Raw genomic sequence first — 13,215 nt, 5'->3', positions numbered from 1 at the left:
AACACACCAACCCAGACCCAGTGAGTGGGGCACCACCCGCACCAAGTCTACCTATAGTGGTACAACCGCGGGGTGGGGGCCCCCCCCCTCAGGGGCCAACCCACCACGGAGTAACCACCCGCGCATCAATCCAGGCGTACTCCGGCATCCTTCGTTCCTGCGAGTAGGGCTCTCGCGCTCCGCCTCAGGTCTCTCACCCAGCCGGTCGTCCGATGCCGCGCGAGGTACGCAGGTACCAGCCCTCAACACCCCGGCACCCGCCGCACCCACCCGCCGCGTGATCCGGTGCCACACGCCCGCAGTACGCCACGCACCCGCAGTACCCTCAGACACCCGCCCTTCACGCGCGGCACGTCCGGTGCCCCGCGCCCCCGCATCGCGCAGTACCTCAGGCGCCCGCCATTCACGCGTGGTCCGTCGGGCACTCGCCCTCCACACGTAGTGCGTCAGGCGCCCGCCCTCCACGTGGTGCGGCCGTCACCCGCGCTCCGCGTCCTGCGCGCTTCACGGCCCGTCCGATGCCGATCACCTGCGCCAGCGGGTTTCCCACACCAAGGCGCGTGTGCGCACCTCACCCTCTCGGCGCCAACGTCGAATCCCCGCTCCCATCTCGCACCCGAAACAACCCGTGCCGCACGCGTACGTTCTTGTACGCCGGCCTTGCACGCGACTGGTCGTCGAGTCGTGGAGACGGGCTGAAGTTTGGGAACCACTTGTCACGACTCGGGATGGAGGGTGTCCGCCGATCGCCACGACTCGGCGGGTTCGGGCCTCGGCCGTCGCGTTGCGCGAGGTTTGCCCGGTGATGGGCGCCGGCGGTCCAGGCGGGTTGGCGTTGGTGGATGCGGTACTTCGGCGCGCGCGAGCGTAAAGGCTCGGTGGTGTACTGCGCCGCGTGGGGCTCGGTGGTGTATCGCGTCGCGTCGGGTTCGCGATTCATGCCACCAGCTACGAAGAGCCGTGTCTCGCGCCCCTGCGGCTGGTGCGCCGGTTTGCCGGTGGCTCGTCGTCGAGTCGTGGAGACTGGCTGAGGTTTTGGCGCCACAAGTCACGACTCGGGATGAGGGATGTCCGCCGATTGCCACGACTGGGGGAAGTTGGCCGTCGTTGAGGTCGTACGTCGGGCGCGCTCTCCTCGGGCGCTCGCGTGGGGATCGGCCGGCGCGGATCGTAGGAGGTGAGTGTGCTGCCCGGGATCGCCTGTGGCGTTGGGGTTTGGGCGGGTGGGGGCGCGCGTTCAGGTCTAGCGGTGGGGCGGAGGGGCGGTTGGGCAGGTGCCCCGGGAGGACCTTGTGGCGGTCGGCGGGGGCACCTGCCGGGGGTGTAGTTAGGAGGTCATCCAGGATTGGATGGCTTCGGGGGTTCGGGGCATGGCTTCGGAGAGGTTTTCGGGGCCCTGGTCGGTGATCAGGATGTCGTCTTCGATGCGGATGCCGATGCCGCGGAGGTCCTCGGGGACGGTCAGGTCGTCGGACTGGAAGTAGAGGCCGGGCTCGACGGTGAGGACGTAGCCGGGCTGGACGGTGCCCTTGCGGTAGTTCTCGTCGCGGGCCGAGGCGCAGTCGTGGACGTCGAGGCCGAGCATGTGGCTGACGCCGTGCAGCGTGTAGCGCTGGTACAGACGGCTCTCGGGATCGAGCGCTTCCGCAGCGGACACCGGGAGGAGTTCCATCGCGTCCAGGCCGTGGACGATGACCTCCATCGCAGCCTCGTGGCCGGCGCGGAAGGCGGCACCGGGGGTAAGGGCAGCGATGCCGGCGTTCTGCGCGTCCAGCACCAGCTGGTAGAGGTCGCGCTGGCGCGGCGTGAACTCGCCGTTCACGGGCAGCGTCCGGGTGATGTCCGCGGTGTACAGCTGGCGGTTCTCGACGCCCATGTCTAGCAGCATCAGCGTGCCGTCGTTGACCGCGCCGTCGTTCTCGATCCAGTGCAGCGTGGTCGCGTGCGGACCGGCGGCCGCGATCGACGTGTAGCCGACGTCGTTGCCTTCGGCGCGTGCCCGGCGCCAGAACGTGCCCTCGATCCAGCGTTCGCCGTACTGCCGGACCTTGTCCATCTCGGCGAGTACGTCGGAGAAGCCGCGGTGGGTGATCGCGACGGCGTCCCGGAGCTGCTCGAGCTCGTACGCGTCCTTGACCAGCCGGAGCTCGGACAGCGTCGCCGCCAGCTCGTGGTCCTTCGCGTCCTCGGTGCGAGCACCGCTCAGCAGCGCCGCGATCGACTCGTCCTCGGCGCGCCGGACCCGGGTCGGTACGTCGCCCTTCAGCGCGTCGGCCAACTGGTCGACATGCCGGGTCTCGATCCCGAACTCCTTGGCGGTCTCGGTCAGCGACGGGCGCCGGCCGGCCCACAGTTCGCCGTACATCCGGTCGCGCCAGAACTCCTCGCCCTCGGAGCGGTCGGCGCGCGGGCGGAAGTACAGGACCGGGTCGTGGCCGGTGGTGCCGTTCGGCTCCAGGACGAGGACGGCGTCCGAGGTCTGGCTGCCGGTCAGCCACACGTAGTCGGTGTGCGGGCGGAAGACGTAGTCGGTGTCGTTCGAGCGGACCTTGTAGGTGCCGGCCGGGATCACGAGCCGCTCGCCGGGGAACGCCTGCGAGAGCGCGTCGCGGCGCTTCGCCGCCCAGACGCCGACGTCGCTGAGCGCCAGGTCGTGCCGCTCGGAGTCGGCCCAGCCGGAGTTCATGAACGCGCGCAGCTTCGCACTCGGCTCGTTGTCGTGCGACGCCGTCTTCGGCGCGACCTCAGTGCCTTCGGCGGGGGTGGTCTCGGTCGTGTCGGTCATCGTCGACCAGTCCTCATCTCGGCGCGGTGGGTGGCGCCAGGTCGGTTCTACGGGTGCAGTTCGTCGCCGCGAAGCGTGCCGGTGTCGGGCAGCGCCTCGGCGGGGTCGGAGCCGATGCGGGTGATCGCATTGTGCTCGTCCACGAAGACTACGCTCGGTTCGAAGACCATCGCCTCGGCGGTGTCGAACATCCCGTACGCGATCAGGATGACCAGATCACCCGGGTGGATCAGGTGCGCCGCGGCCCCGTTGATCCCCACCACACCGGACCCGCGCGGACCTTCGATCAGGTACGTCGACAGTCGGTGACCGTTGGTGATGTCGACGATGTCCACCTTCTCACCGGGCAGCAGGTCGGCCGCGTCCATCAGTTCGGCGTCCAGCGTGCACGATCCGACATAGTCCAGATCGGCCTGTGTCACCGTCGCCCGGTGCACCTTCGACTTCATCATCTCCCGCCACATGGCGGCCATGATCCGGCCCGGAGACCATCCTGTCAGTGGCCGCCATCACCCAACCGGTTCAGTGGGCCAGTTCTGGCTCCTTCGGCTCGGGCGTGAGGCGGCGGCGGAGGGTTTCACCTTCGACGTCGACGTTCGGCAACAGCCGGTCCAGCCAGCGGGGGAGGTACCACGCGTGCCGGCCGAGCAGCGACATCACCGCGGGTACGACGGTCATTCGGACGACGAACGCGTCGAGGGCGACCGCCAGCGCGAGCCCGAAGCCCATCTCCCGGATCAGAGTCTCGCCGGACAGGATGAACCCGGAGAAGACCGCGGTCATGATCACGGCCGCCGCGGTCACCACCCGGGCACCGTGCGAGAACCCGTCGACGACCGCCGCGCGCGGTGCGGCGCCGTGGACGTGTTCCTCGCGCATCCGTGTCACCAGGAAGATCTGGTAGTCCATCGCAAGCCCGAACACCACGCCGATCAGGAAGACCGGCAGCATGCTGATCACCGGCCCGGTCTGCCCCTCGATCCCGAACAGCCCGCCCAGCCAGCCCCACTGGAACACCGCGACCAGGGCGCCGAACGTCGCCACCACGGTGAGCAGGAAGCCGAGCGTCGCCTTCAACGGCACCAGGATCGACCGGAACACCAGCATCAGCAGCAGGAACGCGAGTCCGATGATCAGCGACAGGTACGGCAGCAGCGCGCCGCCGAGCTTGTCCGAGATGTCGATGCTGACCGCGGTCGCCCCGGTGACAGCAATCTCGGCGCGGTCGCTCTCGGGCATCGACCGGATCGCCTGGACCAGGTCCTTGGTCTCCTGCGTACTCGGACCGCTCGACGGAATCACGGTCAGCAACGCCGTGTTCCCGGCCGGGTTGAAGACCGGCGGCGTCACCATCGTCACGTCCGGCAGCCCGCGCACGGCGGATGCGGTCGCCGTGGCCGCGGCCCGCGGATCGGTGGACGCACCGGCGTCGACGACCACCATCAGCGGGCCGTTGAACCCGGGCCCGAACCCCTCCGAGAGCATCTCGTACGCCTTGCGCTGGGTGGAATCGGGCGCCGCGGTGCTGTCGTCGGGCAGCCCGAGTTCGAGATCGGTGGCCGGGATCGCGAGCGCGCCGAGACCGATCACGGTCACCAGCAGGACCGCCAGCGGACGCCGGGTGACGAAGCCCGCCCAGCGCCGCCCGATCGTCACCCGCCCGGCGGCTTCGGGATCGCCGCCACGCAGGCCGGGGATCCGGCCGCCGAGGACCCGCCGCCCGGCGAACCCGAGCAGCGCGGGCAGCAGAGTGAGGGCGATCGCGACCGCGACCACCACGGTGAACGCGGCGGCTAGGCCCATCTGGGTGAGGAACGGGATGCCGACCACGAACAGCCCGGCCAGCGCGATCACCACGGTCAGCCCGGCGAAGACGACAGCGGATCCCGCGGTACCGACTGCGCGGCCGACCGCCTCCTCCGGCTCCAGCCCGGTGCTGAGCTCGTGCCGGTAGCGCGACATGATGAACAGCGCATAGTCGATCGACACCGCGAGCCCGATCATCAGGGCCAGGATCGGTGTACCGGAACCGATGTCGACGAAACCGCTGACGGTCGAGATCGCGGTCACCCCGATGCCGACGCCGATGATTGCCGATAGCAACGGAAGTCCGGCGGCGATCAACGAGCCGAACGTGAGCAGCAGGACGACGGCGGCGACACCGATGCCGATCACCTCGGTGAGTTGCTGCTCGCCCTGTGCTTGCAGAGCGTCACCGCCGTACTCCACCGTGAGGCCGGCTGCGCGGGCCGGTTCGACGGCGTCGGCGACGGCCTGCTGCGCTTCGGGGGTGATCTCCTGCGCGGTGACCTTGTAGGTGACCTGCGCGTAGCCGGTGCGGCCGTCGGGCGAGATGGCCTTGGCGGTGAAGGGATCCACGACGCGGGCGACCTGTGGTGCGGCGGCGAGCCGGTTCAACGTCTGCTGGACCGGTGCAGTGTCGGTGAGCTTCCGCCCGGCCGGTGCCTGGAAGACGATCCGGGCGGTCGCGGCGTCGGCGCCGGCCTGTGGGAACCGTTCGTTGAGCAGGTCCGCGGCACGCTGCGACTCGGTGCCCGGGATCGAGAAGCCGTTGGCGGTCGGGCCGGACAGTGTGGTGGCGCCGACAGCTCCGGCGGCCAGCAGCCCCAGCCAGATCAGCAGCACGAGCCGCCGGCGGCGGTAAGCGAACCGGCCGAGCCGGTAGAGATACGTAGCCATGCGACCGATGCTCCCGGCGCGAGGCCGTCGCTCGCGTCTGCCTCCGGTGGGCTCCTGCCCGTACCGCGTTCGCCGTACGGGCTACTACGCGTGCGGTACGCCGGGACGCACGAGGCCGGTCTGATACGCGAGGACGACGAGCTGCGCGCGGTCGCGGCAGCCGAGTTTCACCATGGCGCGGTTCACGTGGGTCTTCGCCGTCGACGGGGACAGCACGAGGCGTTCGGCGATCTCGTCGTTGGACAGGCCGAGGGCGACCAGGCCGACGATCTCGCGCTCGCGGTCGGTGAGGACGTCGAGCACCGTGGGGCCGAGCACTTGGCCGGGTCTGGGTTCGGCGAGGAAGCGGTTCATCAGGCCGCGGACTGCCTTCGGCGACAGCAGGGCGTCGCCGCGCGCGACCACCCGGATGGCGTCGATCAGCTCGGCCGGCTCGACGCTCTTGCCGAGGAAGCCGCTGGCGCCGGCGCGGATCGCGTCGAACACGTACTCGTCCACCTCGAACGTCGTCAGGATCAGCACCTTCACGCCGGCCAGTGCCTCGTCGGCGGTGATCATCCGGGTGGCCGCGAGGCCGTCGACCTCCGGCATCCGGATGTCCATCAGCACCACGTCGGCCCGTTCGGACCGGGCGAGCTCGACCGCGTCCCGGCCGTTCGAGGCCTCAGCAACGACCTCCAGATCGGGTGCCGATCCCACCAGCACCCGGAAGCCGCTCCTGATCAGCGTCTGGTCGTCGGCCAGCAGTACCCGGATCGCCACCCACAACTCCAGTCTCCAGAGGAAGCACAGCATGTACGGCGAACCCGCCCGGCGCGCACGGCCCGGTGTGCAGCGTCCCGCCGACGGCCGTCACACGCTCACGCATCCCGATCAGGCCGTGGCCGCCACCCGGTTGAGCCGGTGCCGCCAGGCTGGGACCGGTATCGGTGACCTCGACCGTCAGCCCGTCCGCGGCGCGAGTGATGCGGACGCGAGCGGTCGCGCCGGGAGCGTGTTTGAGGACGTTGGTGAGGGACTCCTGAACGATGCGGTAGGCCGTGAGCTCCAGGACGTCCGGTAGCGGGCCGATGACCTCGGGCGGGTATTCGACGTGGACGCCGGCCGCCGCGAAGGAACGGACGAGGGCGTCGAGTTCGTTCAGAGAAGGCGCCGGAGCCGTGGGCAGGGGCGAGCCGGATCGGCGCAGTACGCCGAGGAGGACCGTCAGCTCCTGGAGCACGGTGCGGCCCCCGGAGCGCACCAGAGCCAGGGCCCGTTCGGCCTCGTCGGGCTGAGTCCGCAGCACATGTGCTGCGACGCCGGCCTGCACGTTCATCAGTGCGATGTGGTGTGCGATCACGTCGTGCAGCTCGTGCGCGATGCGCAGCCGCTCCTCGATGACCCGCCGCTGCGCTTCTTCGTCCCGCGACCGCTCGGCCCGCAGGGCCCGTTCTTCGAGTTCCAGCAGGTACGCCCGGCGGTTCCGCACCGCCTCGCCGATCGCGCCCGAGAACAGCACGAAGAAGACCAGACCGAGGTTGTCGAGGACATCCCCACCGACGAACAGCGCCTCGACGATCAGCGTGAGCGCGGCCGCGGCGATCACCGCGACGCACCGGGTCAGCCGATCCTTCGACATCACAACGGTGTAGGCCGCGACGCCCACGTAGAGCACGATCGGGCTCTTGGCCTGCTCGGCGACCACGAAAGCGATCGCGACGAATGTGGTGACCACCAGCACCGCGATCGGCGCCAGCCGCCGGAACGTGAGCGCGACCGCACCTATGACGGCCAGCACGACCACCGTGCCGTTCAGCTCGATCCGCTCACCGACGTGTTTGCCACCCGGCACCAGCAGGTTGATCAGCAGGATCGCGACCGCGAGAGCAAGGTCCAGCGCCAGCGGGTGCCGCCTGCAGGCGCGGCAGAACCTGATGACGCGTTCCATCCCTTCACAGTACGTGTCCGGCCGGCGGATCGCGTCGTCCTGCGGCCGTACCGCCGACGTACCGCACCCGCGGTACGACCGTCAGGGCCCGTCAGCGAAATTCGCGCGGCGGCAACGTCAGCCGAACACCTTCGATGCCTGTACGGCGAGGTCGCGCAGGGGCTCGTAGCGGGTGCGGAGCTCGGCGACGCGGGACACCTCGGCGGCGACCGGGATCAGGTGTTCGCCTCCGGGCTCCGGGGAGAGGCCGAGGGCGATCGCGGCCGCACCGCGAGCGCCGACCTCGGGTTCGGCGCAGACCGTAGTGGGGCGGGCGAAGGTTGCGGTCAGGCAGCGGCGCCACCACTCGGAGGCGTCGATTCCGCCGCCGCCCAGGACGACCTCCAGCTCGCGCCCGAACAGTGAGTCGAGGATCCGCAGCCCGCGGTCGATCTCCAGCGACGCGCCTTGCAGGGCCGCCGCGAGCAGGTCGGCCGAGCTGTCGTCGAACGAAAGCCCGAAGTACACCCCGGATCCACCAGGCACCACGGCCGGCGGCCTGGTGCCGGCCATGAACGGGACCGCGATCGCGTGCGTGGAGCCGATCTCGACGCCGGTCGGCTCGTCGGACTCCAGCCGCAGTACGTCGGTCAGCCAGGCGTGGATGTTGCCGGCGGCCGAGAAAGCCATCCCGGTCACGGCCCGCTTGTCGTCGACGCGATAGCGCCACAGCTCCCACGGCAGCTCCGGTGCGTCGTCGATCGGGTGCACCACCCGTACGGCGGCCGACGTCCCCACCGTCACCGCAGCGGTCCCCACGTCGTACCCGCCGGTCCCGACGTTCGACGCGGCCCCGTCACCCGTCGGAGGATGCACGGGTACGCCGACCAGCGCGGGCCACCGGCGTGCGTACTCGGGGGACAACGTCCCGGTCCAGCCGCTCGGCACGATCGGGGGCAACCGGTCGGCCCCGACGCCGGCGATCTGCAGCGCCTCGGCGTCGTACTCGCCGGTCGCGAGATCCAGCGTGCCGGTCCCGGACGCGACCGACACCGACGTGACCCGCTCGCCGGTCAAGCGCTCGAGCACGAGATCGGGCAGGCCCGCGAACGCGGACGGTGCGCCGTCCGACAGCAGCCACGGGATGCGCCGCGGCCAGTACAAGCGGTGCAGCCAGGTGCCGGTGCGGGCGTGGAAGGCCTGCTCGTCGAACGACGTACCGAGGTCGAGGTCGACGGAGCGGGTGTCCGCCCAGGTGACCACCGGCGTCAGCGCTTCACCTTTGGTGTCCAGGGCAACGATCGAGTGCCACTGCGAGGACAGCACGATCGCGCCGATGCCGTCCAGGTGGTCGTTCTGCTGGAGCTCGTCGAGGCACCCGAGCAGACCTTCGACGTACTCGTGCAGGTCCAGCGTCGCGGAGCCGTCGTAGCCGTACGTCGGAGAGATCTTGTGCCGCGCGAGCGCTCCTGGGACCGGCGATGCGTCGGCCTCGGACAGGACCAGTGCGCGCGCGGACGATGTCCCCAGGTCGAGCGCGAGGACGCGCCCGTCAGTCTTCGTCATGCAACGCCTTCAGGAAGGTCTGGGCCCAGATGTTCACGTCGTGCGCGGCCAGGTGCTTGCGCATCGCCTTCATCCGGCGGCCGAGCTGCCGGTCGTCGGTGTTCATCGCGTCGACGATGGTGTCCTTCATGCCGTTGATGTCGTGCGGGTTCACGAGGAAAGCTTGCCGGAACTCGTCCGCGGCGCCGGCGAACTCGCTCAGTACGAGCGCGCCCGTGTCGTCGTACCGGCAGGCGACGTACTCCTTGGCGACCAGGTTCATGCCGTCCCGCAGCGGTGTCACCACGGCCACGTCCGCGGCCCGGAACAGCGCGGCCATCTCGGTTCGCGAGTACGACGTGTGCAGGTAGTTGATCGCCGGCGTACCGATCCGGCCGTGCTCGCCGTTGATCCGGCCGACCAGCAGTTCGATCTCGTCGCGCAGTACCCGGTACTGCTCGACGCGTTCCCGGGACGGCGTCGCGACCTGGATGAACACCGCGTCGTCGACCGAGACCCGCTTCTCGTCCAGCAGCTCGCCGAACGCCCGCATCCGTTGCCGAATGCCCTTGGTGTAGTCGAGCCGGTCGACGCCGAGCAGCACGTGCTGGGGGTTGCCGACCTCCTGCCGCATCTCCGCCGCCCGCGCCGTGGTCTCCGGCTGACGGGCCAGGGTCTCCAGTTCGCCGACGTCGATCGAGATCGGGAACGCCTTCGCCCGGACGATCCGGTCGTCCGGCAGGTGGATCCGGTCGCCGCGGGTCCGCAGGCCCATCCGGTTCCGGGCCAGCCGGGCGAAGTTCGACGCCGCGCCGGGCCGCTGGAAGCCGACCAGGTCCGCGCCCATCAGCCCGTCCAGGATCTGTCGTCGCCACGGCATCTGCGCGAAGAGCTCGGTCGGCGGGAACGGGATGTGCAGGAAGAACCCGATCCGTACGTCGGGGCGCAGCCGGCGCAGCATCGCGGGAACGAGCTGCAGCTGGTAGTCGTGCACCCACACGTCCGCGTTGTCGTCGGCGGCTTCCGCGGCGGCCTCCGCGAACCGCCGGTTCACCGCGACGTACGACTCCCACCACTCCCGGTGGAACTCCGGGGGCACGATCACGTCGTGGTACAGCGGCCAGAGCGTGGCGTTGGAGAAACCCTCGTAGTACAGCTGCACGTCCTCGGCGGTGAGCATCACCGGGACCAGGTGCATGCCGTCGTTGTCGAACGGGTCCACCTTCTCGTCGGCGCTGCCCGTCCAGCCGATCCAGGCGCCGTGGTGGGACTGCATCACCGGCGCCAGGGCTGTGACGAGTCCGCCTGGACTGCGGCGCCACGCCGTACTGCCGTCGGGCATCTCGATCCGGTCGACCGGCAGCCGGTTGGCCACCACTACGAAGGAACTCCTACCGTTCGGCACGTCAGCCATGGTCAGCGTCATCCACTCAGGTCGTCGTCGTCACCGGGGTAGCGGACCCCGATCTGGCTCCGGGTCTCGTCGAGGAGATCGAGAATCTCGAGGGTGGCGGCATGGGGAAGGACCGGTACTTCGTGCAGCCCGGCACGCAGCGCGTCGATCACCGCGGTTGCCTCATAGTGGTACCCACGGCCATGCGTGGGTACGTCGATCCGCTCCGCTCCGGAAGCGGTCGTACGCAGGTAGTACTCGGGGTGATGGAAGCGGTGCGGGAGTTGCAGACTGCCGTCCGGACCGCTGATCGAGGCGACCCACGGGTTCTGCGAACGCAGGCCGCAGGTCAGCGCGGCGACCGCGCCGGAGTCGTACCGCCAGGCCATCGCGACGTTCACGTCGATGCCGTCGGCGTTGAGTGAACCGACCGCCTTCACCTCCGCCGGACGTCCGAGGGCCATGTGGGCCAGCGTCATCGGGTAGATGCCGCCGTCCATCAACGAGCCTCCCCCGAGGGCGGGATCGAGCAGGCGAACCGGTAATGAAGGTTTGTGGAACGCGAAGTCCGCGACCACCTGCTGTGGTTCACCGATCACGCCGGAGCGCAGATCCTCGAACAGCGCCCGGATCACCGGATCGGTGCGCATCCACATCGCCTCGGCGAACAGCACGTTGTGTTCGGTGGCGACCGCGATCAGGTCCCGCGCCTGCTCGGCGGTCAACGTCACTGGCTTCTCGCACAATACGGCGATGCCGGCCTGCAACGCGGCGCGGGCGATCGCGTAGTGCTGCGGATGCGGTGTGCCGATGTAGATCACGTCGACCTGGCCGGAGTCGAGCAGCCGGCGGTAGTCGTCGTACGCGTGCGGGATGCCGAACTCGGCGGCGAACTTGTCCGCGCTCGCCTGGGACCGGGACGCGACCGCGGTGGCGACGGCATCGGTGGAGATCAGGCCCAGATCGTGGGTGAACTGGGTCGATATGTTGCCAGTAGCAACGATGCCCCACCTGACGCGATCTATACCCACTGTGTGAACTCCGGGGTCGGGAACGGTCCGTCTGCTGCGATTCTCGCGGTTTCGAAGGCGTGAGCCAAGCGAATGAGCGTGACCTCACTCCGCGCCGTACCGCTGAAGGTGATTCCGACCGGCAGTCCGGAGGCCAGCCCGGACGGCACGGAGATCAGCGGGTAACCGGCCAGTGCGGCGTGTGACGAGGAGCTGCCGAGAACGTGATCACCGTTGACGAGATCGATTGCCCAGGCCGGTGAGTACGACGGGCTCACCAGCGCGTCGAGCTGGTTGTCGCGGAGCAGGTTGTCGATGCCGTCCCGCCCGGCCCGCAGCGCGGTCAGCCGAGCGGCGACGTACACCGGTGAGCTGAGGCCGTCGGTCGCGGCGGCGCGTTCGAACAGCTCCTGGCCGAACCACTGCAGCTCGACGTCCGCGTGCTCGTTGTTGAACGCGATCAGGTCGTCGACCGTCCGCGGACCGCCGGGCGCGCGAGTGGCGAGGTACGCGGCGAGGTCGACCTTGAGTTCGTGGGCGAGCACCTGCAGTTGGTCCTCGTCGCCACCTGGTGTCGGCAGCGACAGACCGTCGACCACGGTGGCTCCGCACTGGCTGAGGAGCTCCAGCGCACGCTCGGTGACCTGATCCAGTCCGTTCGAGTAGCCCCACAACGGACCACGGGGTACGCCGATGCGCACGTTGCTGAGGTCGGCGCCCCGGCAGTGCTCGGTGTAGTCGATGTGGTCACCGGTCAGGACCGAAAGCAGAGCAGCTGCCTGACGGACGGTCTTGGTCATCGGGCCGGCAGTGTCCTGCGAGTGCGAGATCGGAACGATGCCCTGTTGCGGCACCAGTCCGACGGTGGGCTTCAAGCCGACGACGCCGTTCAGCGCGGCTGGGCAAACGATTGAGCCATTGGTCTCGGTGCCGATCGCGTACTCCGCGAGTCCGGCGGCGACTGCGGCACCGGAACCGCTCGAGGAACCGCCGGCCGAACGGTTCAGGGCGTACGGGTTGCGGGTCAGGCCGCCGTACGCGCTCCAGCCGGACGAGGACGCCGAGCCGCGGAAGTTCGCCCACTCGCTCAGGTTGGTCTTCCCCAGGATCACGCAGCCGGCCGCGCGCAGCCGCCGTACCAGGGTGGCGTCTTCCGGCGGCGGTGGCTGGTCGGCGAGCGCCAGCGAACCGGCGGTGGTCGGCAGGTCGGCGGTGTCGATGTTGTCCTTCACCAGGACCGGTACGCCGTGCAGTGGCCCGCGGACCCGTCCCTCGTCACGCTCCGTGTCGAGGCGGGCGGCATCGGTGAGAGCGGCGGGGTTCGGCGTGCAGATGGCGTTGACCAGCTGGTCCACCTGACGAATCCGGGCCCCCAGCTCTTCCACCAGCGCCGAGCTGGACACAGTTGAGCTCACCCCTACGATCCTGCCAGAGTTGACCGGGCCGAGCCGTCCGCCGGGCGACACGCCTCGTGTCGCCTGACCGGTGAATGACATCGCTGTTGTTCAACACGTACAGTGGCTGGCGGACGGACGATCACCGACCGCACAGGAGTCAGCAGCAGATGGACAGCGCCAACGCCAGCTCTCCCGGCCCCGCCGAAGCTGCGCCGCCGGTCATCGAGGGGCTCTCCGAACGTGACGGCCAGATCCTTGCCTTCGAGCGCCATTGGTGGAAGTACGCCGGCGCGAAGGAGCAGGCGATCCGGGACCAGTTCCAGATGTCCGCGACCCGGTACTACCAGGTTCTGAACGCGCTCATCGACCGGCCGGAGGCCCTCGCGCACGACCCGTTGCTGGTCAAGCGCCTGCGCCGCCTGCGGGCCGCCCGCCAGCGTGCCCGCTCCGCCCGCCGCCTGGGTATCGAGGTCTGA

Annotated in this window: 10 protein-coding genes; 1 reads left to right on the top strand and 9 read right to left on the bottom strand. The window is 69.6% G+C overall.

The window, feature by feature from the left end:
* Nucleotides 1–1,327: 1,327 nt before the first annotated feature.
* The 9 genes from ACWGID_RS21180 to ACWGID_RS21140 all read right to left on the bottom strand — a co-directional run bounded on the left by ACWGID_RS21180 (nucleotide 1,328) and on the right by ACWGID_RS21140 (nucleotide 12,757).
* Nucleotides 1,328–2,785, bottom strand: coding sequence for an aminopeptidase P family protein (locus tag ACWGID_RS21180; RefSeq protein WP_452198965.1), 1,458 nt, complete (start codon nucleotides 2,783–2,785; stop codon nucleotides 1,328–1,330).
* 47 nt (nucleotides 2,786–2,832) lie between these two features.
* Nucleotides 2,833–3,249 (bottom strand): aspartate 1-decarboxylase, encoded by a 417-nt coding sequence (gene panD, locus ACWGID_RS21175; RefSeq protein ID WP_452198963.1) that lies wholly within the window; start codon nucleotides 3,247–3,249, stop codon nucleotides 2,833–2,835.
* A 58-nt stretch (nucleotides 3,250–3,307) separates the two neighbouring features.
* The gene (locus ACWGID_RS21170) at nucleotides 3,308–5,485 is read right to left on the bottom strand and encodes an MMPL family transporter (protein ID WP_452198961.1); all 2,178 of its coding nucleotides are present in this window, start codon (nucleotides 5,483–5,485) and stop codon (nucleotides 3,308–3,310) included.
* Between the two features lie 84 nt (nucleotides 5,486–5,569).
* A complete protein-coding gene (locus ACWGID_RS21165; RefSeq protein ID WP_452198959.1) occupies nucleotides 5,570–6,247 on the bottom strand; it encodes a response regulator in 678 nt (225 codons plus the stop codon).
* Nucleotides 6,150–7,415: a sensor histidine kinase gene (locus ACWGID_RS21160; protein WP_452198957.1), complete on the bottom strand. Its 1,266-nt coding sequence runs from the start codon at nucleotides 7,413–7,415 to the stop codon at nucleotides 6,150–6,152. The genes ACWGID_RS21165 and ACWGID_RS21160 overlap by 98 nt, the downstream gene beginning before the upstream one ends.
* Nucleotides 7,416–7,532: 117 nt before the next feature.
* On the bottom strand, nucleotides 7,533–8,960 hold the full coding sequence (locus ACWGID_RS21155) for an FGGY family carbohydrate kinase (protein ID WP_452198956.1): 1,428 nt from the start codon (nucleotides 8,958–8,960) through the stop codon (nucleotides 7,533–7,535).
* Nucleotides 8,947–10,353, bottom strand: a complete 1,407-nt coding sequence (locus ACWGID_RS21150; protein ID WP_452198954.1) for an alpha,alpha-trehalose-phosphate synthase (UDP-forming) — start codon at nucleotides 10,351–10,353, stop codon at nucleotides 8,947–8,949. Before ACWGID_RS21150 ends, ACWGID_RS21155 begins: the two co-directional genes overlap by 14 nt.
* Before the next feature lie 8 nt (nucleotides 10,354–10,361).
* Nucleotides 10,362–11,363: a Gfo/Idh/MocA family protein gene (locus tag ACWGID_RS21145; protein ID WP_452198953.1), complete on the bottom strand. Its 1,002-nt coding sequence runs from the start codon at nucleotides 11,361–11,363 to the stop codon at nucleotides 10,362–10,364.
* Nucleotides 11,354–12,757, bottom strand: coding sequence for an amidase (locus tag ACWGID_RS21140; protein WP_452198951.1), 1,404 nt, complete (start codon nucleotides 12,755–12,757; stop codon nucleotides 11,354–11,356). The genes ACWGID_RS21145 and ACWGID_RS21140 overlap by 10 nt, the downstream gene beginning before the upstream one ends.
* A gap of 149 nt (nucleotides 12,758–12,906) precedes the next feature.
* Here ACWGID_RS21140 and ACWGID_RS21135 point away from each other — a divergent pair, with 149 nt between their 5' ends.
* Nucleotides 12,907–13,215, top strand: coding sequence for a DUF3263 domain-containing protein (locus tag ACWGID_RS21135; RefSeq protein ID WP_452198950.1), 309 nt, complete (start codon nucleotides 12,907–12,909; stop codon nucleotides 13,213–13,215).

The organism is Kribbella sp. NPDC054772, from assembly GCF_053611945.1.
Note: the sequence above shows the minus strand (reverse complement) of the source record. Positions and strands in the feature narration are given on the sequence as shown.

Coding starts and splice junctions, on each gene's coding strand:
- ACWGID_RS21180 (WP_452198965.1), bottom strand. CDS start 2,785: ATGACCGACACGACCGAGACCACCCCCGCCGAAGGCACTGAGGTCGCG.
- ACWGID_RS21150 (WP_452198954.1), bottom strand. CDS start 10,353: ATGGCTGACGTGCCGAACGGTAGGAGTTCCTTCGTAGTGGTGGCCAAC.
- ACWGID_RS21170 (WP_452198961.1), bottom strand. CDS start 5,485: ATGGCTACGTATCTCTACCGGCTCGGCCGGTTCGCTTACCGCCGCCGG.
- ACWGID_RS21155 (WP_452198956.1), bottom strand. CDS start 8,960: ATGACGAAGACTGACGGGCGCGTCCTCGCGCTCGACCTGGGGACATCG.
- ACWGID_RS21135 (WP_452198950.1), top strand. CDS start 12,907: ATGGACAGCGCCAACGCCAGCTCTCCCGGCCCCGCCGAAGCTGCGCCG.
- panD (WP_452198963.1), bottom strand. CDS start 3,249: ATGTGGCGGGAGATGATGAAGTCGAAGGTGCACCGGGCGACGGTGACA.
- ACWGID_RS21160 (WP_452198957.1), bottom strand. CDS start 7,415: ATGGAACGCGTCATCAGGTTCTGCCGCGCCTGCAGGCGGCACCCGCTG.